Genomic DNA, 20,737 nt, shown 5'->3' with positions numbered 1-20,737 from the left:
GAGTGAACTACTTTTTATGAACTACGGCACCAGAATAGTTGGCGTTGGGGCGTCGAACTGCTCTGGATAGTCCAGAGTGTAATGTAGCCCGCGGCTTTCTTTTCTTTCCAGCGCACAGCGGACGATGAGTTCGGCGACCTGCACCAGATTACGCAGTTCCAGCAAGTTGTTGGAAATACGGAAGTGAGCGTAGTACTCATTGATTTCCTGCTGAAGCAGTTGGATGCGGCGCTGTGCCCGCTCCAGTCGTTTCGTCGTCCGCACGATCCCAACGTAGTCCCACATAAACAGGCGCAGCTCGTGCCAGTTATGCTGGATCACCACTTGTTCGTCGGAGTTGTCGACCTGACTTTCATCCCAATCCGGTAACTTTTTCACCGCTTTGATTTGCGGTAAGCGCTGCAAAATATCCTCAGCGGCTGACCAGCCGTAAACCAGACACTCGAGTAATGAGTTGGACGCCATGCGGTTTGCGCCGTGCAATCCGGTATAGCTGACTTCGCCAATCGCATACAGGCCGTCAAGGTCGGTGCGACCATGCTGATCGACCATCACGCCACCGCAGGTGTAGTGTGCCGCAGGGACGATGGGGATCGGCTCACGCGTCAGATCGATGCCGAGAGACTGTAGCTTTTCATCGATAGTGGGGAAGTGCTGTTTGATGAACGCTTCGGGCTTGTGGCTGATATCCAGATACATGCAGTCTGCGCCAAGCCGTTTCATCTCATGGTCAATCGCCCGGGCGACCACGTCGCGCGGTGCCAGTTCGCCCCTGGCATCGAAATCGGGCATAAAGCGTGTGCCGTCAGGACGTTTAAGGTACGCGCCTTCACCGCGCAGCGCTTCCGTTAGCAGGAAGTTTCGCGCCTGCGGGTGGAACAGACAGGTCGGGTGAAACTGATTGAACTCCAGATTTGCCACGCGGCAACCCGCGCGCCAGGCCATGGCGATGCCATCACCAGAGGAAATATCGGGATTCGTGGTGTATTGATACACTTTGGATGCGCCGCCGGTCGCCAGAACCACCGTTTTCGCCCGGCAGGATTCTACGCGTTCCCGTTCACGGTTCCATATATAAGCACCGATAATGCGGCGTGTGCCGGGCAGACCCAGCTTATTCGAGGTAATCAAATCGACGGCGTTACAGCGTTCCATAATCCGAATATTCGGATGAGATAGCGCTTTCTGCACCAGCGTGTTTTCCACTTCTTTTCCCGTTGCATCCGCCGCGTGCAGAATTCGACGATGGCTGTGCCCGCCTTCGCGTGTGAGATGGTATCGCTCTTCGCCGCTGGTGCTGGTTTCGGTATCGAACAGTACGCCTTGTTCGATCAGCCATTGCACGCAGTGTTTGGCATTGCTGGCGATAAACTCAACGGCTTCCCGTTCACACAGGCCATCGCCAGCGATCAGGGTATCTTCGATATGGGAGTCAATGGTGTCCGTTTCATCGAAAACGGCGGCGATGCCGCCCTGAGCATAAAACGTTGCGCCTTCGTTGAGTGGGCCTTTGCTTAATACCGTCACGTTGGCTTGTGAAGCCAGACGCAGCGCCAGTGAAAGCCCGGCAGCACCGCTGCCAATGATTAAAACATCACAGACGTATTCAGTGGTCGTTTGCATGGTCGTGTCGTGGGTGCAAAAAGAAGAGGAAATCCGATGGTAGCACCCAATGGTTGATTGCTGTATTGGTTTTTAGCCGCCTATCTACACTATAAATAAGCAAAGGGAGGGGGATGCTGAATCGTGCGCATACCCCAGATTTATCGTATCATCCTCTGAGAAGCGTAGAGCCTCAGATGAAGACCATTTTTGATGAAGACTGTGATGAAGAGAATGTGTGATGATACGCATCGCAAAGACGAGTAACAGCGCTAAGCAAAAGAAAAATGATGACTCGGAACTTTATTGGATGTCTTGGTTCTAATTAGGAGCTTGCTCTAAATGACTTATATAGCTGGCAGTACTATTTTACGCGTGGAGAACGGTTTGAGTAGAGATTACCTCGGATGAGCGAGCAACTGGCAGATCAAGTTCTGGTCGAGCGAGTCCAAAAAGGCGATCAAAAATCGTTTAACTTGTTGGTCGTTCGTTATCAGCATAAGGTAGCGAGCCTGGTATCGCGGTATGTTCCCCAAGGGGACGTGCCGGACGTGGTACAGGAATCGTTTATTAAAGCCTATCGCGCGTTAGAGTCATTCCGCGGCGATAGCGCGTTCTATACGTGGCTGTATCGTATCGCAGTGAATACGGCCAAGAATTATCTGGTAGCTCAGGGACGCCGCCCGCCTTCCAGCGACATTGATGCCAATGACGCGGAAAACTATGAAAATGCGGGTGCATTGAAAGAAATATCGAACCCTGAGAATTTAATGTTGTCAGAGGAATTACGAAGCATCGTTTTCCGAACTATCGAGTCTTTACCGGAAGATTTACGTTTAGCGATTACGCTGCGTGAGTTGGACGGTTTAAGCTACGAAGAGATCGCCGTGATTATGGATTGTCCCGTCGGCACTGTTCGTTCTCGTATTTTTCGGGCGCGGGAAGCGATTGATAATAAAGTACAACCGCTTATTCAGCGCTAGCGAGCGTTTTCAGCTATCCGCATGACTAATGATGGATTTGACAAGGTAAGGGTGTCGGTATGCAGAAAGAGAAACTTTCCGCTTTAATGGATGGCGAAGCAGTAGATTCCGAACTGTTAGGCGCATTGTCACGGGATGACACGTTGCAGCAAAGTTGGCAAAGTTATCATCTGATTCGTGATGTGATGCGTGGTGATGTGAGTGAGAACGTGATTCACCTGGACATCGCTTCTCGTGTTGCCGCTGCAATCGAAAAAGAACCTGTTCGTTTGGTTCCACAAGCGCAGCCTGAATCTCAGCCACAACCTGTCGAGTGGACGAAGATGCCTTTCTGGCACAAAATCCGCCCGTGGGGCAGCCAACTGACGCAAGTCGGTGTGGCCGCCTGCGTCTCTTTAGCGGTGATTGTCGGCGTACAAAATTATCAGCAGGGTAATGCTTCCGAACATGTTGTGGAATCCGGTGTGTTCAGCACCTTACCCGCGATGGGCACCGCCTCTCCAGTGAGCCTCGGCGTGCCGTCAGAAAATGTTGCCCCTAACAGCGGCCAACAAAAATCCGATATGCAGCGCAATCGCCTTAACGCCATTTTGCAGGACTACGAATTACAGCGTCGGCTGCATGCCGAGCACGCTCTGCCGCAGGACGATCAGCAAGCGGCAATTCAGGTTCCCGGTACTCAATCATTAGGAACACAGCCCCGGTAATGAAGCGTGTTTGGTCCGCCGCCTGTTTTCTGATTGGCAGTCTGTTTTATTCTACTTTCGCCCCGGCTCAGAATGTTGAGCCGGGCGCGTCGCTGCAACAGATGAATAGCGCTATTCGTTCTCTGAATTACGAAATTTCCTTTATTAACATTACCCTGCAAGGGTTCGAGTCAGTACGGTATCGTCATGCTGTGGTCAACAACCGCGCTTTAGCGCAGTTGCTGTTTATGGACGGGCCGCGACGCGAGATCGTGCAGCGGGGTAATGAAGTCAGCTATTTCGATCCTGGTTTTGAGCCGTTTACGCTCACCAGCGACCATATCGTTGATTCTCTCCCTTCTCTGGTCTTCGCTGATTTCCAGAAGCTATCGCCCTATTATGATTTTGTTCCTGCTGACGGACGGGTTCGCATTGCCGATCGTCTGGCATCAGGCATTCGGGTGATCTCACGCGATGGCACACGTTATAGCTATACGGTGTGGATTGATGCGGACTCGAAACTTCCACTGCGCATTGATTTACAGGATCGCAATGGCGACAAACGGCTGGAGCAATTCTTAACGACATCACTGATTGTTGACGATGATGTAGTGAGCGTGATGCGTCCGCTGGAAGGAATAAAACTTCCTCCTGCGCTACCCGCGCCTGCTGCGGAAAAAGGTGATTTTACCTGGGTGCCGGAATGGCTGCCTGCCGGGATGAAAGAGCTGTCGCACAACAAAAAAGTATTGCCAGGTTCGTCTATTCCGATTGAAACACGCCTGTATAGCGATGGTTTATTCAGCTTTTCGATTAACATTAGCCCGTCTTCTGACGTGAGCGAGGAACAGTCTGTGCTCACGGGGCGACGCTCTATTTACACTGTCATGAAAGGCAACCGAGAGATTACCGTCGTCGGCGATATTCCCCCTTCTACGGCTAAACGTGTGGCTGACAGCATTATTTTGAAGGCGCAACCGTGATTAAAGAGTGGGCAACGGTAGTGTCATGGCAGGATGGAATTGCGGAGCTGCGGTGTGAGCCAAGTGCGGGCTGTGGCACCTGCAAATCCCGCTCGTCGTGTGGAACCGGTTTATTAAGTCAGCTTGGACTCTCTGCCGAAAATACGCTGTACGTTCCTTACGATCGGCCTTTGGAAATCGGACAAAAAGTGGAGCTGGGTATTTCTGAAGGGCGGTTACTGTTTTCCGCCGCGCTGGTTTATGTTGTCCCGCTGTTTGGGTTGCTGTTCGGGGCAGCGATATGCCAAACGCTGTTCGGTACCGATCTGGCTGCGGTTGTTGGCGCGCTGTTAGGCGGTGGCGTGGCGTTTATTGGTGTGAAGCGCTGGGCGAAGCAGCTAGGTAAAAATAAACGTTATGAACCCGTTATCCTGCAAATCGCACTGCCGGGTACTCTCTTACAAAATTGACCTGTTCACTCGAGCGTAAGCGGCGCGCGGTGCGGAAACATTGCTTACTCGCTTGTTATCTTTCGACACGATATTTGCCACGTAATGACACTTTACTTCCTGCTTTCCTCTGGTTGTTCTGCTATTCCAAATAAAACCGTCATAATCAAGGGGAATGCACTGGACATGACTAGGTTTTCACGCTTCTCGCATGTAGAATGCTGCGATTCAGGTGGAATAACATCGCTGCTGTTTTCACCTATGCGCATGCCCATCGGCAAGAATTTCAGGAATATCAAGGTAGAAAAATTTTTATAATGAAGCATATACGAAATTTCTCCATTATTGCCCATATCGACCACGGTAAATCGACGTTATCTGACCGTATTATCCAGATTTGCGGCGGTTTAACCGAGCGTGAGATGGCTGCGCAGGTTCTGGATTCCATGGATCTGGAACGCGAACGCGGAATAACGATTAAAGCGCAAAGCGTCACGCTGGATTATAAAGCGCAAGACGGCCAAACCTACCAGTTAAACTTCATCGATACGCCTGGGCACGTTGACTTCTCTTATGAAGTATCCCGTTCGCTCGCCGCCTGTGAAGGTGCGCTGCTTGTCGTTGACGCAGGGCAGGGTGTTGAAGCTCAAACGCTGGCTAACTGCTATACCGCGCTGGATATGAATCTGGAAGTGGTGCCGGTTCTGAATAAGATCGACCTGCCTGCTGCCGATCCAGATCGTGTTGCTCAGGAAATTGAAGATATTGTCGGCATTGATGCTACCGATGCCGTGCGCTGCTCCGCGAAAACTGGGGTGGGCGTAACGGATATTCTGGATCGTCTGGTGCGTGATATTCCGCCGCCGGAAGGCAGCCCTGACGCGCCGCTACAGGCGCTGATTATCGATTCCTGGTTTGATAACTACTTAGGCGTTGTGTCGCTGGTGCGTATCAAAAACGGCACGATGCGCAAAGGCGATAAAATTAAGGTGATGAGTACGGGTCAGGTTTATAACGCTGACCGTCTCGGTATTTTTACGCCGAAGCAGATCGACCGTGATGTATTGAACTGCGGCGAAGTAGGTTGGTTGGTGTGCGCCATCAAAGATATTTTGGGTGCGCCAGTAGGGGATACCCTGACGTTGGCGCGTCAGCCAGCTGAAAAAGCGTTGCCGGGCTTCAAGAAAGTCAAACCGCAGGTCTACGCTGGCCTGTTCCCGATTAGCTCCGACGACTATGAAGCATTCCGTGATGCCTTAGGCAAGCTGAGCCTCAATGATGCCTCCCTGTTCTATGAACCAGAAAGCTCTACTGCGCTGGGCTTTGGTTTCCGCTGTGGCTTCCTGGGTCTGCTGCACATGGAGATCATTCAGGAGCGTCTGGAGCGTGAATACGACCTGGAACTGATTACCACGGCACCGACGGTAGTGTATGAAGTAGAAACGACGGCGAAAGAAACCATTTATGTCGATAGCCCGTCTAAACTGCCGCCGCTGAATAACATTCAGGAACTGCGCGAACCGATTGCCGAGTGTCACATGCTGATGCCTCAGGAATATTTGGGCAACGTGATTACGCTTTGTATTGAGAAGCGCGGCGTGCAGACGAACATGGTGTACCACGGTAATCAGGTTGCGTTGACGTATGAGATTCCGATGGCCGAAGTGGTACTCGATTTCTTTGACCGCCTGAAATCAACCTCTCGTGGTTATGCATCTCTGGATTACGGCTTCAAACGTTTCCAGACATCAGACATGGTGCGCGTTGATGTATTAATCAACAACGAGCGTGTCGATGCATTGGCTCTGATTACTCACCGCGATAATTCACAATATCGTGGCCGTGAATTTGTCGAAAAGATGAAAGAACTGATTCCGCGTCAGCAGTTTGATATCGCGATTCAGGCCGCAATTGGTAACCACATTATTGCGCGCTCTACGGTTAAGCAATTGCGTAAAAACGTACTGGCCAAGTGTTATGGTGGCGACGTCAGCCGTAAGAAGAAACTGTTGCAGAAACAGAAAGACGGTAAGAAACGTATGAAGCAGGTCGGTAACGTCGAACTGCCGCAAGAGGCGTTTCTGGCAATTCTGCACGTCGGCAAAGACAGTAAATAAATTCTGAGGAGTTGGCATGGCCAATATGTTTGCCGTAATTCTGGCATTGGTGACGCTGGTCACCGGGATTGTCTGGTGTTTAGAACGTTTCGTCTGGGCGCCTGCTCGCCGGAAGAAATTTGCTGCCATGAGCGGCGCCGATCTGGCTGATGGTGCAGTTTCATCGAAAGCCATTGAACAACCAGGCTGGATTGAAACAATCGCATCCGTCTTCCCGGTCGTGGCTTTGGTATTGGTTGTGCGCTCCTTCATTTATGAGCCGTTTCAAATTCCATCCGGTTCGATGATGCCGACGCTGTTGATCGGTGATTTTATTCTGGTGGAGAAATTTGCCTACGGTATTAAAGAACCCTTCACGCAAAAAACGCTGATCGAAACCGGCCACCCGAAGCGTGGCGACGTGGTGGTATTTAAATACCCGTCCGATCCTAAAGTGGACTTCATCAAGCGTGTGGTTGGTGTACCGGGCGATCGCGTGAGCTATAACCCGATAACCAAACAGGTGACGATTCGTCCATCCTGTCAGGGACAGCAGGCGTGTGATACCGCACTGGCGGTCACGTACAGTAATGTTCAGCCTAGCGATTTTGTTCAGACCTTCAATCAGCCTGGACTGGAGTCGCGCAGCGGTTTTTATGAGGTGCCTGCCAATGACAATAGCGTGGAAGGGACTCGTATGGGCGCGCGCAAAGAGTCATTAGGTAATGTGACGCACAATATTCTGTTAGTGCCGGGTCAGCAGGATCAGCTCGGTGGTTATTATCAGCAATCGCAGCAGCAGCTTGCGACATGGGTTGTCCCTGCCGGGCACTATTTCATGATGGGTGATAACCGCGATAACAGTCTGGATAGTCGCTATTGGGGCTTTGTACCGGAGAGAAATCTGGTCGGTAAAGCCACTGCTATCTGGATGAGCTTTGAGAAGCAGGAAGGTGAATGGCCTACCGGTGTACGTTTGAGTCGCATCGGTGCTATCCATTAACCAAAGTAAGCATTAAGCAAAATAAGATACAGGCAGCATTCTGATGCTGTCCGTTGTAGAATATTTTCAGTAACGCTCTTTTTGAAAGAACATGCCCTAAATAGTACGAGTTGCAGGACAACACGTTAGCGTTTGAACCACGCTAGCGCACAGGCAACGCGAAGTATGACGGGCAGAAAGGCAGGCTTCCTTACGGGAGCCAATGCAAACGAAACAGTTTTGACCGAATTAGTAAGCAGGGCTGTTCCGTATGCTGCTGTTTTTGACGCATCGTTGATCTATTGGTAACACATGAATCCCATTCTGATAAATCGTTTACAAAGAAAGCTGGGCTATACTTTTCAGCAGTACGAGCTTTTGTTACAGGCGTTGACGCACCGTAGCGCCAGCAGCAAACATAATGAAAGACTCGAATTCCTGGGTGATTCCATCCTGAGTTTTGTGATCGCTAATGCGCTGTATCATCGTTTTCCCAAGGTTGATGAAGGGGACATGAGTCGGATGCGAGCGACGCTGGTGCGAGGAAACACGCTGGCGGAAATCGCGCGTGAATTCGAACTGGGAGAGTGCTTACGCCTCGGTCCCGGTGAATTAAAGAGCGGTGGTTTCCGTCGCGAATCGATCCTGGCGGATACGGTCGAAGCGCTGATTGGCGGCATTTTCCTCGACAGCGACATTCAGACCATCGAACGTTTGATCCTGAACTGGTATCAGACGCGTCTGGATGAAATCAGTCCAGGCGATAAGCAAAAAGATCCGAAAACGCGGTTGCAGGAATTTCTGCAAGGGCGTCACTTACCTCTGCCAACCTATCTGGTGGTGCAGGTTCGTGGGGAAGCACACGATCAGGAGTTTACTATCCACTGTCAGGTGAGCGGCTTTAGTGAGTCGGTCATTGGTACAGGATCGAGCCGTCGTAAAGCCGAACAGGCTGCGGCTGAACAAGCGTTGAAAAAACTGGAGCTTGAATGAGCGAAGTACAGACACACTGCGGTTTTGTCGCGATTGTTGGTCGACCAAACGTCGGTAAATCGACGTTACTGAATCAATTACTGGGGCAGAAGATTTCTATTACGTCACGTAAGCCCCAGACGACACGTCACCGCATCATGGGTATTCACACTGAAGGGCCTTATCAGGCTATTTATGTGGATACGCCGGGATTGCACATTGAAGAGAAGCGGGCGATTAACCGCCTGATGAACCGTGCTGCCAGCAGTTCAATTGGTGATGTTGAGCTGATCATTTTCGTTGTTGAAGGTACACACTGGAACGACGACGACGATATGGTATTGAATAAGCTGCGCGATCAGAAACTCCCTGTGCTATTGGCGATAAATAAAGTCGATAACGTCACGGATAAAACTAAGCTGCTGCCGCATATCCAGTTCCTCAGCCAACAGATGGACTTCCTTGATGTTGTTCCAATCTCGGCTGAGAAGGGCACGAATGTCGATACGATTGCCAGCATTGTGCGTAAACACTTACCGCAGGCAACGCACCATTTCCCGGAAGATTACATCACCGATCGCTCACAGCGCTTTATGGCATCGGAAATTATCCGTGAAAAACTGATGCGCTTCCTGGGTGAAGAATTGCCCTATTCCGTGACGGTTGAAATCGAGCGTTTCGTGACGAACGAGCGCGGCGGTTATGACATCAACGGTCTGATTTTGGTTGAGCGTGAAGGCCAGAAGAAGATGGTCATTGGCAACAAAGGTGCCAAAATTAAAACCATTGGTATCGAGTCTCGTCAGGATATGGAAGAGATGTTCGAAGCCAAGGTGCACCTTGAGCTGTGGGTTAAAGTGAAATCCGGTTGGGCAGATGACGAACGTGCCCTGCGCAGCCTGGGTTATAGCGAAGACCTGTAAGGTTCACGCCGATGGAAGGCTGGCAGCGCGCATTTGTCTTACATGGGCGACCTTACAGTGAAACCAGTTTATTGCTGGATCTGTTTAGTGAAAGCGATGGTCGAGTTCGCGTGCTTGCCAAAGGCGCGCGAGCCCGACGCTCTAGCCTGAAAGGCTGTTTACAGCCTTTCACTCCGCTGCTGGTGCGCTGGAGTGGCCGGGGAGAAGTGAAAACATTACGCAGCGCTGAGCCTGTCTCGCTCGCGCTACCACTGACTGGCTCGATGCTTTATAGCGGTTTATACGTTAACGAACTGCTGTCTCGCGTGCTAGAACATGAAACCAATTACTCTGCTCTTTTCTTCGATTATCTCCACTGTTTACAACATCTTGCTGCACAAGATGCCTCTCCCGAACCAGCATTAAGACGCTTTGAATTAGCGTTGTTAGGCTATCTAGGATACGGCGTTGATTTCCTGCATTGTGCTGGTAGCGGTGAACCCGTGGCCGATACCATGACTTATCAGTATCGAGAAGAAAGGGGATTTATTGCCAGTCTGGTTGTTGATAATAAAAGCTTTACCGGGCATGAGTTACGCTCGCTGGCGTCGCGTGAATTTCCAGATGTCGGCACATTGAAGGCGGCAAAGCGTTTCACCCGTATCGCGTTAAAGCCTTATCTGGGGGGAAAACCGCTGAAAAGTCGTGAACTATTCCGCCAGTTCGTTCCTGCTGCTAATTTGTCCAAACCCGCATCTTCTGATAAATAATCCCGCCTCCTCAGTACCCTGACGCTGTGACATCGGTGTAAACTGCCACGTATCGTGCATGACTTTACCGAGGATTTATCATGGCTGAACTGCTGCTTGGCGTTAACATCGATCACATTGCAACGCTGCGTAATGCGCGTGGAACGGCGTATCCCGATCCCGTTCAGGCGGCTTTTGTCGCTGAGCAGGCGGGGGCGGATGGCATCACTGTGCATTTGCGTGAAGATCGTCGCCATATCACGGATCGTGATGTGCGGATCCTGAGAGAAACGCTCCAAACCCGTATGAATCTGGAAATGGCTGTCACGGAAGAGATGCTGAACATCGCCTGTGAGGTGAAACCGCATTTTTGCTGTTTGGTACCGGAAAAACGTCAGGAAGTGACAACCGAAGGCGGGCTGGATGTCGCGGGGCAGCAGGAAAAGATCGATAACGCAGTAGCCAGACTTAGCCAGGCTAATATCTTGGTTTCGCTCTTCATTGATGCGGATAAGCGGCAAATCGATGCTGCCGTGGCCAGCGGTGCGCCCTATATCGAAATCCATACCGGGGCGTATGCCGATGCGTCAGATGACGAAGCACGCCAGCATGAGTTCGAGCGTATTCGTGATGCGGCGACTTATGCTGCGGAGAAGGGGCTTAAAGTCAATGCCGGACATGGTCTGACGTACCATAACGTTCTGCCGATTGCCGCCTTGCCAGAAATGCATGAATTGAATATTGGGCATGCGATTATCGGGCGTGCAGTGATGTCCGGTCTGAAGGATGCTGTTGCCGAAATGAAGAGTCTGATGCGAGAAGCACGCCGCTGATGGCAATTCTTGGGCTCGGAACGGATATTGTCGAAATCGCCCGTATTGACGCGGTGATTGAACGTTCAGGCGAGCGATTGGCTCGCCGCATTCTGACGGATGCTGAATGGGCGCATTATCAGCAGCATCAGCAGCCTGTTCGTTTCCTCGCCAAGCGCTTTGCCGTGAAAGAAGCGGCCGCAAAAGCCTTCGGTACCGGAATCCGTAACGGGCTCGCGTTCAACCAGTTTGAGGTTTTTAATGACGAACTGGGTAAACCTTGCCTGCGGTTTTTTGCTAAAGCGGCAGAGCTGGCTGAACAGATGGGCGTCAGACACGTCCATGTGACGCTGGCTGACGAAAGACGCTATGCCTGTGCGACAGTGATTATCGAAAGCTGATCGCTCGTAAAAGGATGCTTAAATCCTGTCGGCATGGTGCATGAGCACGTATTTTTCCCACAGTTGCTCATTGCCTTCAACATGGTTTGGATCTTTGACGATCGTATTGTCGATCGGACAGACTTTCTGACACGTCGGGGTGTCGTAGTGGCCAACGCACTCGGTACAGAGGGTGGTGTCAATTTCATAAATGTCCGTGCCCATGGAAATAGCCTGATTAGGACACTCGGGCTCACACATGTCACAGTTGATGCATTTATGGGTGATGAGTAACGCCATGATGTTCTTCTACCTTACAAACAGGGCGCAGATTATACCCGCTGATGCTCGTTTAAACACGCGTAACTGTCATTGATGGAGAATATACTGGTAAATCGGTCTCTCCTGTCTTCAATGTGCCTCTCTTCCGAGGCTGTTTACTGCGGGTTTTGCGTGTTTTCGGAGGCCTTCAGCATGCAACCTATTGGCAGCATAAATAGTGAGGTTACAGGGTAAAATTACCATCTGTTCGTTAAATTGGTTTTATACCCATCCTTTAAACTGTCTGAATCAGCCAGTGCGACTGTGTTTCTTGGGTTTTAATTTATTGATTTACAATTTAAATAAATTTAGTTGTGATATTGAACCACTTATTTTTGTAATATCATGGACATTGATTTAATCGGTATTGCCGATGAAGTTTGCATCTGGAGAGTCGATGACGGTGCATGTCCGTATGATATAATTTTATAACTAATAGTGTCAGTTTAATGGCGGAACTCATAGTGCAGCAGGAAGGTCATTTTAATCAGGTTGGGGCAGGATTTTTCCAACAGGGAGACGCAGAGCCATTAGGCGCTGATTACTGGCACCAATGCCAACGGCGGTATACTTTTCAGCCCATTTACCGAACATCAGGTAAATTGATGGCTATTGAGTTACTGACTTCCGTTTTTTCTCCTACCCTGCCGCAAAAGTTCATCTCTCCTGAAAAATACTTCGCGAATATTGATGTTGAAACCCGCCTTCTAATTATTGTAGAACAACTGCAACTTTTATCTCAGTGGAATTTTCGATTTACTCGTGACGGTCTTTTTGCCTCCGTCAACATTGATGGCATGACGTTACTGGCGTTACAAAATAATCTGGAAGCTAAACGCCTGATTGCCACAATGCCCTGGATTCGTTTTGAAATGGTCGAAAATCAGGGAGGGCTGCCAAAAGAAATCTTAACCAAGCTCCCTGAAGCACAAACACTGTGGCTGGATGATTTCGGCTGCGGCATGGCGAATTTTTCATCACTTATGCTGGCTCAGTATGATTGCATCAAAGTGGCACGTGAGCTCTTCATTCTCCTGCAACAAAGTGGTGAAGGAAAAACCGTTTTCCCTGCACTGATCGCTTTGCTATCGCGTTTTTGCAATTATGTGGTCATTGAAGGAATCGAAACAAAGGAAGAATGGGCCATTGTTCAAGCATCGCATGCTTATGCTGCCCAAGGATACTACCTCTCGCGCCCTCAGCCGTTTGAGAATTTTGAGACATTGAAGCTTGAACTTTAGGTGATAACCTGTTGTTTAGGCTATCACTTTGCATAGTAGAGTACTGCTGTATGCCCATCCATGCTGTTCCTTCATATTAATTCATTATATTTCCTAATATTTCATTTTTGTACAAAATCCCACCCGCCTGACAGGCTTTCTTTTCCTGCTGATTATCGAGGTATAATGCTGTATTTTGTTTTGTTTTTGTTATTTAATTCTCATTTTATTTGTTATGACAGTGTTTAATTTCAATGAAGCAACAGGGAGGAGGACTACGGATTTTGCATCAAATTATGACATATATAATCAGACGCTTACGTTAATGATTTTATTTTTTTCTTTTAATTATTTGATTTTTAATGGTAAAAAAATATAATGTTTACTGTTAACGATCAAAAATCACTTTGTGATAGATTTTGTTGATTAAAACAATGATACTTATTGGTATAATTGATTTGCTTACAAAAATTTGATGTTCAGAATATATCGCCATGTACCCTTAGGAATATTCTTTTATTCCATTAGAGAAGCTTATAACCCGAACAATTACTACTATTAAATTAAGATACTCTTTTGAATTTGTTGTTTTTATCTGCGCACAGTCATATGCGAGGGCTTTATGCTTACGTTGCTATGTTTCTAAACACTCCTGCTTCATGGAGCGTTTTTTCTTTCATCCTTTCTGCTCTCCGGAAATGCACCCATCCTGAAAATCTACGGGGTAGGGGCTTGTTACCGGGATTTTTCGTCATCAGCGTTGTGATTTGTACGATCAGGACCACTCGGGCCTGAGGAGAGTGTTATTGTGTATGAAATTATAATAACCCTACTGTTGTTATTGTTATTGTTTTCTTCTGTGAAAAATAGAAAAATTAAACAAAAGTTTAAAACTGAGCAGAAAAAACAAGACTTCCTCAACATGACTTTTTTTGCGATGGAATATAGCCCTGCCTCAATTATGATCGCAGATGAAAATTGTGAAATTATTTACGTTAATCGCCAGTTTATTACCATGTCTGGTTATATGCCGGATGAAGTTATTGGCAAAAAAACGAATATATTAAACTCTGGCATGACCAACGCCAGCGTCTATGAAGATCTGTGGGCTACCATAAATAAAGGTAATGTTTGGAGCGGTGAGTTCGTTAACCGGCGTAAAGATGGGCAGTTGTATTGGGAAAAGGCCAATATCGTTAAAATATATAATAAAGCGAGTAACACGACCCAGTATGTCGGCATTAAACTAGATATTACAGAGCGGAAATCGCAGGAACATCATGATAATTCATACAATCGTGCGCTGGAGTTGTTATCAAGCGGCGCGCCGCTGAAGGATATCCTGGATGCGATCATTTTCAGCGTTGAGGAAAAAAACCCAGGTCGTATTGTTTGTTCTGTACTGCTCGTTGATAAAGAAAAGAAATGTTTGACGCTTGGATCGGCGCCGAGCTTGCCAGGTTTTTATAAAAATGCCATTCACAATGTGAAAATTGCCGATGGTGTGGCTTCTTTTGGTACAGCAGCCCATACCGGAAAACGCGTAATCGCTGATGATATTTCCGTGCATCCACATTGGTCTTTATATAAAGGGCTCGCATTATATGCCGGGCTGCGTTCCTGCTGGTCTGAACCTATCATTGGTCAGAACAAAGAAATATTAGGTGTTTTAAGCGTTTATCACCGTAAAGTGTATGTCCCGACGGAAGAGGAAATTTTCTCTATCGAGAAATCTGCACAGCTGATTGCGATCGCGATAGAGCGATATCATGCCATTGATATGCTGCGGCGCAGCGAGGAACACTATCGGCAGCTGGCGCACTATGACTCATTAACGTCACTGGCTAATGGCCTGACGTTTGCTGAGCAGATGGAGCAGGCGATTCTGTTATCGAAACAAACGGGTAGAAAGATCGCGCTGATGTTCCTGGATCTCGATAAATTTAAACAGATAAACGACTCGTTTGGACATGCTGTTGGCGATTTGCTATTAAAAGAAGCGGCTGCACGTATGCGTGGTGCGGTTCGAGATTCGGATACGGTATATCGCCGTAGCGGTGATGAATTCATTATTCTGCTTCAGGGTATTAAGGAAATTGATAATACACTCTATGTTGCAGATAAAATACACAACGCACTGAACAAACCATTTGAGATCAATGGGAAAAAACTTGATATATCGTGCAGTATCGGTATTGCACTGTATCCAGAACATGGCTCCGATTCTCTGACGCTGGCAATTAATGCCGATTCCGCCATGTACCAAGCTAAAGCCATGGGGCGTAGTCAGACTCAGATTTATCACAGCATGAACGATCATTGATAAATGAAATAAAAAAGGCGCTCTGTCGAGCGCCTTTTTTATTATCTTTCTCGTAGTGCTTCTGCTTTTGCTCGGATAATCGGCTTTAACAAATAGCTGAGGATAGTTTTCTTGCCCGTGATGATATCAACAGAGGCCACCATGCCTGGAATGATAAGAAGTGGTTTATCGGCTGAACCTAAATAATTCTTATCAGTCCGTAAGCGAATAATATAAAAGCTGTTCCCTTCTTTATCCGTGACGGTGTCCGGGCTGATTTGTTCCAACTGACCTTTTAGGCCACCATATATGGTGTAGTCGTAGGCCGTCAATTTTATGATGGCATCCTGACCTGGGTGTAAAAACGCAATATCCTGAGGACGAATTTTAGCTTCGACCAACAGCTTGTCATCCAGTGGGACAATTTCTACCAGATCGCTACCCGGTTGAATTACTCCCCCGATGGTATTCACCAGAACTTGCTGCACGATACCGCGAACAGGGGAGACGACTAGCGTTCGGTTTACCCGATCTTCGAGCGCTTTACCCGTGGCTGCAATTTTGTTCAGGCTGGTTTGTGCTTCACTAAGTTGTGATAGCGCCTCGCTTTTATAGCGACTACGCGTTTCCTCTATTTTATTTTCGCCCTCTTTAATCGCAGACTCAGCCCGCGGAATGGAGAGTTTGATGGAATCAAGCTGGCCACGGGTTTCGACTTCAGCACGGCGCAGACGTAAAACTTCCACTTTAGAAATCGCGCCTTCCGCGATCAGCGGTTCTGACATTTTAATTTCTTGCTGGAGTAGGCCAAGGCTGTTGCGGAACTGAATCTCTTTGGCTGAGAAATCCCGCAGTTCCTGCTGGCGCTGGATCAACTGCTCTTCCAGGCCGGATATCTCATTATGCAGTTGCTGGCGGCGGCTGTTATAAAGCTCTTTTTCTCCTGCTGCTATTTTAGGTGCTTGCGTCGTGATTTCTTCGGAAAGCACGAGGTCTTGACCGCTGATTTCGGCGTTTAGGCGTTCAATTCGCGACAGCAGCGCAAGCCGATCGGCTTCGGTTTCACCGACGTTGGAGGCAAAGCGGGTATCATCAAGGCGTAGCAAAGGATCGCCTGCATTGACGACTTGTCCCTCACGAATAAACACTTCCGTGATAATACCGCCTTCCAGGTTTTGGATTTTTTGCAGCCGGGAAGACGGGATGGCTTTACCATCGCCGCGAGTGACTTCATCGATATTTGCGAGTCCGGCCCACAGGATGAAAAACAGGAAAAAAGCACCGATAGCCCACAGCGTGAAGCGAATAGAACGTGGCGAATCTTCGGCCATTGCCCGGCTCACTTCTGGCATCGTTTGCAGGCTCTCTTCATCTCCGCCGACAAAATACCGTTTAATTCGTTTGATATATTTACCGAGACGCATTGATCTGCCCCTTCTTCAACGCATCCATCACGATTGCTTTCGGCCCATCAGCAATAATTTTACCTCTGTCGACAATCACTAAACGATCGACCAGCGCCAGCATGGAAACCCGATGCGTGACCAGTAAGAGCGTTTTCTCTGCAATCACGGGGGCCAGGGCTTGCTTTAGTCGGTCTTCGCTGGTGTTATCCATCGAACTGGTGGGTTCATCCAGCACCAGAATCGGCGGATCGAGCAGCAGCGCTCTGGCTATCGCGACCGCCTGACGCTGCCCGCCGGAGAGTTGTTGACCACGTTCACCCACCTGAAGGTTATAGCCATCGGGGTGCAGACGAGCAAACTCGTTCACCCCTGAAATTTCTGCGGCTCGCAACATGGCTTCGTCTTCGACATAGCGTGCGCCGCTAATCAGGTTATTGCGCAGAGAACCACTAAATAACTGAATATCCTGAGGAACATAACCAATGTTGTGGCGTAAATCGCTGACATCCAACTGACGAGCATCGACGCCGTCGATCAGGATATTGCCCGTATTAGGCTGATAGAGGTTTACGATCAGTTTTTGCAGCGAGCTTTTTCCCGAGCCGCTACGGCCAATTACGCCCACTTTTTCACCGGGCGCGATGGTCAAGCTAATGCCTTGCAGCGAACTGGTTTTTTGTTCTGGGTAATTAAACGTCACATCGCGAAATTCGATACCGCCCCGGATGCTCTCGCGCTTCAGCGGGCGTTCGTTATCGCTACGCTCCTGCGGTAACTGCATCATCTGTTCGGTGGTTTGCATCGTCAAACGCGCTTGCTGGTAACGGCTGACCAGCCCAGACAGCTGGCCCAACGGCATGAGCGCTCTGCCGTTCAGCATGTAACAGGCAATCAGCCCACCCATACTGAGTTTGCCGTTAATCAGCATATAGACGCCGACGACAATCATGGCAACGCCGGCAAATTGCTGGAACCACTGCGTCAGGTTTACCGCCAGTGAAGACAGTGCCTTGGCTCGCATTTCCAGCTTGCTCAGGCTGCCAATGGTCTGTTCCCACTGGTGCTGCCGTTCACTTTCCGCATTATTGACCTTGATCGCGTCCAGACAACTCAAAGTTTCGATCAGCGTAGCCTGCCGTTCACTGGCAAGGTGCATTGTTTTTTCAATGGTGGCGGACAGCGGCTTTTGCATCGCCCAACTCGCCAGCAAGGCGATAGGGTAGGCTAGTATAGAAACCCAGACCAGTGGGCCGCCGATGATACCGATAACCAGCAGCAGAAGTAGCGTAAAAGGAAAATCGATCAGCGTCGTCAGCGTAAGTGATGACAGAAAATCTCTGAGCGACTGAAATTCATGAATATTCTGTGCAAAGCTACCAACCCGCGGTGGTCGGGCCTTCATCGACATGCCCGTGATTCGTTCAAATAACGTGGCAGAAATAATCAGGTCGGTTTTTTTGCCCGCCATATCCAGGCAAATGCCGCGCAGTGTTTTGAGTATCAAATCGAAAACAAAAGCGCCAGTCACGCCGATAGCCAGCACCCATAGTGTCGCCGTTGCCTGATTGGGCACAACGCGGTCATAGACATTCATCACGAACAGCGGCGTGGCAAGTGCGATAATGTTCACCAGCAAACTGGCGAGGACGGCATCGAGATAGAGCGAACGCGAAAGCTTCAGCGTATCTTTGAACCAGGATTTGGTTCGGGGGATCAGCGATGGATTTTGCAGATCGAACTGATGACGAGGTTGGGCAAACATCACCAGACCGAGGTAATTCTGTTGCAGCGTATTGTGCTCAACGGAAATTTCCCCGCCTTCTGTTTCACTGGGCATCAGACGCGCGCTGCCATCAGCGTTCCAGCCTAGCAGAATCGCCGCACGTCCTTCCCGTAACAGCAACATCGCGGGGAGCGACATCTCGGAAATTTTATTCAGAGAACGTTTGAGAACGCGCCCTTGCAACCCCGCACGTGCAGCGGCTCTCGGGAGCAATTTTACCGATAACCGCTGGTTGGCTAAAGGGAGCCCCGCGGTGAGTGTGGTACGACTGACGGATTTCCCCTGCAAGGTGCAGAGGATCAGCAAGCTATCCAATAAGGGATCGTCATGGCGGCTGCGAGGGTCACTATTTTCATTAACGATAGGCTCATGAACGATCGACGGCTCATGGGCAATAGTCGACTCGTGAACACTAGTCGATTCATGAACAACAGTCGGCTCGTGAACAGCTGGCTCTTGGACGATAGACTCTTGGTTAACTGATTTATCAGAACCATTTGTCTCTTGTACTGAATGCAACTTCATTTAACTAAACGTTCCCTTACGCAACGTAATTCCCCGCATATAAAGCATAATTTATCGCCGTCTGACCAATGAAATATATTAATTAAGGCTCGGCAACTCTGCTTGGGTGGTGACGTTGGTCAAGCTGGTACCGGCATCAGGCGCTGGAATCGCCAAACGGTTTAATAGCTCTCCCATACGGGATGCGATCCGGTATTCGGTATAGAGGGAGGTGAAGCGAACCTCGACCAGACGGCGCTGTGCGGTGAACAGCTCGTTCTCGCTGTCCAGCAGGTCCAGCAACGTCCTTTCTCCCAGGCCAAATTGCTTCTGATAGGCGGTACGCACTTTCATACTGCGGTCAGCATATTCAGCGGCAATCGGCAGCTGCTGACGCGAGTTATTTAACGCTGACCAGGCTAGCTTGAGTTCTTCGCTCAGCAGGCGGAGGGCATTATTTCGGACATCCTGTGCTTCTTTTACCTGATAGGCTTTTGATTCCATGTTGGCTTTACTGCTACCGCCTTCATACAGGTTGTAGCGCATCCGCAGCATCGCCTGCCACTCATTATTTTGACCGCGTGTTCCGTCAACGTTGTTATCCATCGTGCGAGAGAGTTCCACGTTGAGGCGTGGGTAAAACGTTGATTTTGAAGTCTCATATTGCTGCTGAGTGGCTTCAATATCTGACTCCGCGGATTTCAATGCCGGGCTGTTAGCCAGCATGATGCGCAGCGCGTCTTCCAGCGAGGCGGGGAGTTTTATCGCAGACGCATCGGGCATCACCAAATTCTCTGGTACCTTACCCACAATGCTCATGTAGTTGGTTTTGGCGTCGTCCAGATTGGTTTTTTCTGTCAGCACGTTGTTACGGGCCTGTGCAAGACGTGCTTCAGCCTGGTCCAAATCGGCCAATCGCCCAACGCCTTGTTCGCTGCGCAGCCTGATTTGATCGTAAATGCGCTCATGGCTTGCAAGGTTGGCTTCCGCCAGACGGACAAATTCCTGACGTTGCAGCACACTAAGATAAACCTGAACGGTATCTAATGCCGTTGCCTCACTGGTATTTAATACTTTATAGGCGCGTGAATTGACCGTAGCGCGTTGTCTGCCCACTTCGCTGGAGGTGGCGAAACCATCAAACACCGTCTGGCTTAGATTGATACTTGATTCCTGGCGGCTGAGCTCAACGCGCTTATTGGTGCTGGCGCGTGTTGAGGGGCTATCGGTCTCTTCGCGTCCAACGCCTGCACTTAGCGTGATGGAGGGGAGATATCCGCCTTTTGCCGCACGTAAATCATGTTCGGCAGAAAAACGACTATTAATAGAGGCGCTTACTTCAGGATGCGTATAAAGCGTACTTTTTATGGCGTCCTGAATTGTCTCGGCATGCGTCGCTGTGGAAAAAATGGTAATAAAAGGTAATAAAGCAAAATGGTATCTACGCATCATCAGCAGTTTTCCTTCACAAAAACTTTATTTGTGATTATTCCTATTAAAGTGTTTGAGTGTTATATAAACGCTTAACGAATTGATTTGTTTTTATTCCTTTTATATCAATGTGTTAATTTCATTCCTGACGTGCCTTAATGCGGTAAAAATAAGGCTTACTCTAAATGAGTAAAG

At 49.1% G+C, this 20,737-nt stretch carries 19 protein-coding genes; 13 read left to right on the top strand and 6 right to left on the bottom strand.

Annotated elements, in window-relative coordinates:
- Positions 1 to 21 precede the first annotated feature (21 nt).
- The gene (nadB, locus tag BJJ97_RS21095) at positions 22 to 1,623 is read right to left on the bottom strand and encodes an L-aspartate oxidase (RefSeq protein ID WP_095995236.1); all 1,602 of its coding nucleotides are present in this window, start codon (positions 1,621 to 1,623) and stop codon (positions 22 to 24) included.
- 386 nt (positions 1,624 to 2,009) lie between these two features.
- Here nadB and rpoE point away from each other — a divergent pair, with 386 nt between their 5' ends.
- Genes rpoE through rseC form a run of 4 tightly spaced genes read left to right on the top strand, consistent with a single transcriptional unit; the run spans position 2,010 to position 4,703 of the window.
- Positions 2,010 to 2,585, top strand: a complete 576-nt coding sequence (rpoE, locus tag BJJ97_RS21090) for an RNA polymerase sigma factor RpoE (protein ID WP_005973561.1) — start codon at positions 2,010 to 2,012, stop codon at positions 2,583 to 2,585.
- Positions 2,586 to 2,644: 59 nt separating this feature from the next.
- Positions 2,645 to 3,292 (top strand): anti-sigma-E factor RseA, encoded by a 648-nt coding sequence (gene rseA / locus BJJ97_RS21085; RefSeq protein WP_095700274.1) that lies wholly within the window; start codon positions 2,645 to 2,647, stop codon positions 3,290 to 3,292.
- Entirely contained in the window at positions 3,292 to 4,254 is a 963-nt protein-coding gene (rseB, locus tag BJJ97_RS21080) for a sigma-E factor regulatory protein RseB (RefSeq protein ID WP_095995235.1), read from the top strand. Before rseA ends, rseB begins: the two co-directional genes overlap by 1 nt.
- Entirely contained in the window at positions 4,251 to 4,703 is a 453-nt protein-coding gene (gene rseC / locus BJJ97_RS21075; RefSeq protein ID WP_095995234.1) for a SoxR-reducing system protein RseC, read from the top strand. The genes rseB and rseC overlap by 4 nt, the downstream gene beginning before the upstream one ends.
- A 92-nt stretch (positions 4,704 to 4,795) precedes the next feature.
- Here the strand turns inward: rseC and BJJ97_RS22185 are convergent, their stop codons facing one another.
- Positions 4,796 to 5,008, bottom strand: a complete 213-nt coding sequence (locus BJJ97_RS22185) for a hypothetical protein (protein WP_119888350.1) — start codon at positions 5,006 to 5,008, stop codon at positions 4,796 to 4,798.
- Between BJJ97_RS22185 and lepA the strand changes: the two genes are divergently transcribed.
- From lepA to acpS, 7 genes are all read left to right on the top strand, one after another.
- Positions 5,000 to 6,799 (top strand): translation elongation factor 4, encoded by a 1,800-nt coding sequence (gene lepA, locus BJJ97_RS21070; protein WP_095700271.1) that lies wholly within the window; start codon positions 5,000 to 5,002, stop codon positions 6,797 to 6,799. The genes BJJ97_RS22185 and lepA overlap by 9 nt on opposite strands.
- Positions 6,800 to 6,815: 16 nt before the next feature.
- Positions 6,816 to 7,781 (top strand): signal peptidase I, encoded by a 966-nt coding sequence (gene lepB / locus BJJ97_RS21065; protein ID WP_095700270.1) that lies wholly within the window; start codon positions 6,816 to 6,818, stop codon positions 7,779 to 7,781.
- A 291-nt stretch (positions 7,782 to 8,072) separates the two neighbouring features.
- Entirely contained in the window at positions 8,073 to 8,753 is a 681-nt protein-coding gene (rnc, locus tag BJJ97_RS21060) for a ribonuclease III (RefSeq protein ID WP_010280465.1), read from the top strand.
- Positions 8,750 to 9,655, top strand: a complete 906-nt coding sequence (gene era / locus BJJ97_RS21055; protein ID WP_012822898.1) for a GTPase Era — start codon at positions 8,750 to 8,752, stop codon at positions 9,653 to 9,655. The genes rnc and era overlap by 4 nt, the downstream gene beginning before the upstream one ends.
- A gap of 11 nt (positions 9,656 to 9,666) precedes the next feature.
- Complete coding sequence (gene recO, locus BJJ97_RS21050; protein ID WP_010280459.1) at positions 9,667 to 10,404, top strand: DNA repair protein RecO; 738 nt, start codon at positions 9,667 to 9,669, stop codon at positions 10,402 to 10,404.
- 80 nt (positions 10,405 to 10,484) lie between these two features.
- A complete protein-coding gene (pdxJ, locus tag BJJ97_RS21045) occupies positions 10,485 to 11,216 on the top strand; it encodes a pyridoxine 5'-phosphate synthase (RefSeq protein ID WP_095995233.1) in 732 nt (243 codons plus the stop codon).
- The gene (gene acpS / locus BJJ97_RS21040; protein ID WP_014916247.1) at positions 11,216 to 11,596 is read left to right on the top strand and encodes a holo-ACP synthase; all 381 of its coding nucleotides are present in this window, start codon (positions 11,216 to 11,218) and stop codon (positions 11,594 to 11,596) included. Before pdxJ ends, acpS begins: the two co-directional genes overlap by 1 nt.
- 18 nt (positions 11,597 to 11,614) lie before the next feature.
- Here acpS and BJJ97_RS21035 read toward each other — a convergent pair whose 3' ends face one another.
- Positions 11,615 to 11,875, bottom strand: a complete 261-nt coding sequence (locus BJJ97_RS21035; protein ID WP_072012422.1) for a YfhL family 4Fe-4S dicluster ferredoxin — start codon at positions 11,873 to 11,875, stop codon at positions 11,615 to 11,617.
- Positions 11,876 to 12,345: 470 nt separating this feature from the next.
- Between BJJ97_RS21035 and pdeH the strand changes: the two genes are divergently transcribed.
- The gene (pdeH, locus tag BJJ97_RS21030) at positions 12,346 to 13,137 is read left to right on the top strand and encodes a cyclic-guanylate-specific phosphodiesterase (protein ID WP_157910789.1); all 792 of its coding nucleotides are present in this window, start codon (positions 12,346 to 12,348) and stop codon (positions 13,135 to 13,137) included.
- A 787-nt stretch (positions 13,138 to 13,924) separates the two neighbouring features.
- Positions 13,925 to 15,439, top strand: coding sequence for a sensor domain-containing protein (locus BJJ97_RS21025; RefSeq protein ID WP_095700267.1), 1,515 nt, complete (start codon positions 13,925 to 13,927; stop codon positions 15,437 to 15,439).
- A 41-nt stretch (positions 15,440 to 15,480) separates the two neighbouring features.
- Here BJJ97_RS21025 and BJJ97_RS21020 read toward each other — a convergent pair whose 3' ends face one another.
- The 3 genes from BJJ97_RS21020 to BJJ97_RS21010 all read right to left on the bottom strand — a co-directional run bounded on the left by BJJ97_RS21020 (position 15,481) and on the right by BJJ97_RS21010 (position 20,563).
- Positions 15,481 to 16,842 (bottom strand): HlyD family type I secretion periplasmic adaptor subunit, encoded by a 1,362-nt coding sequence (locus tag BJJ97_RS21020; RefSeq protein ID WP_095995231.1) that lies wholly within the window; start codon positions 16,840 to 16,842, stop codon positions 15,481 to 15,483.
- On the bottom strand, positions 16,829 to 19,132 hold the full coding sequence (locus BJJ97_RS21015) for a type I secretion system permease/ATPase (RefSeq protein ID WP_095995230.1): 2,304 nt from the start codon (positions 19,130 to 19,132) through the stop codon (positions 16,829 to 16,831). The genes BJJ97_RS21020 and BJJ97_RS21015 overlap by 14 nt, the downstream gene beginning before the upstream one ends.
- Before the next feature lie 78 nt (positions 19,133 to 19,210).
- Positions 19,211 to 20,563: a TolC family outer membrane protein gene (locus BJJ97_RS21010; RefSeq protein WP_095995229.1), complete on the bottom strand. Its 1,353-nt coding sequence runs from the start codon at positions 20,561 to 20,563 to the stop codon at positions 19,211 to 19,213.
- Between the last annotated feature and the right edge of the window lie 174 nt (positions 20,564 to 20,737).

The sequence above is a fragment of the Pectobacterium polaris genome (assembly GCF_002307355.1).
Lineage (GTDB): Bacteria > Pseudomonadota > Gammaproteobacteria > Enterobacterales > Enterobacteriaceae > Pectobacterium > Pectobacterium polare.
Note: the sequence above shows the minus strand (reverse complement) of the source record. Positions and strands in the feature narration are given on the sequence as shown.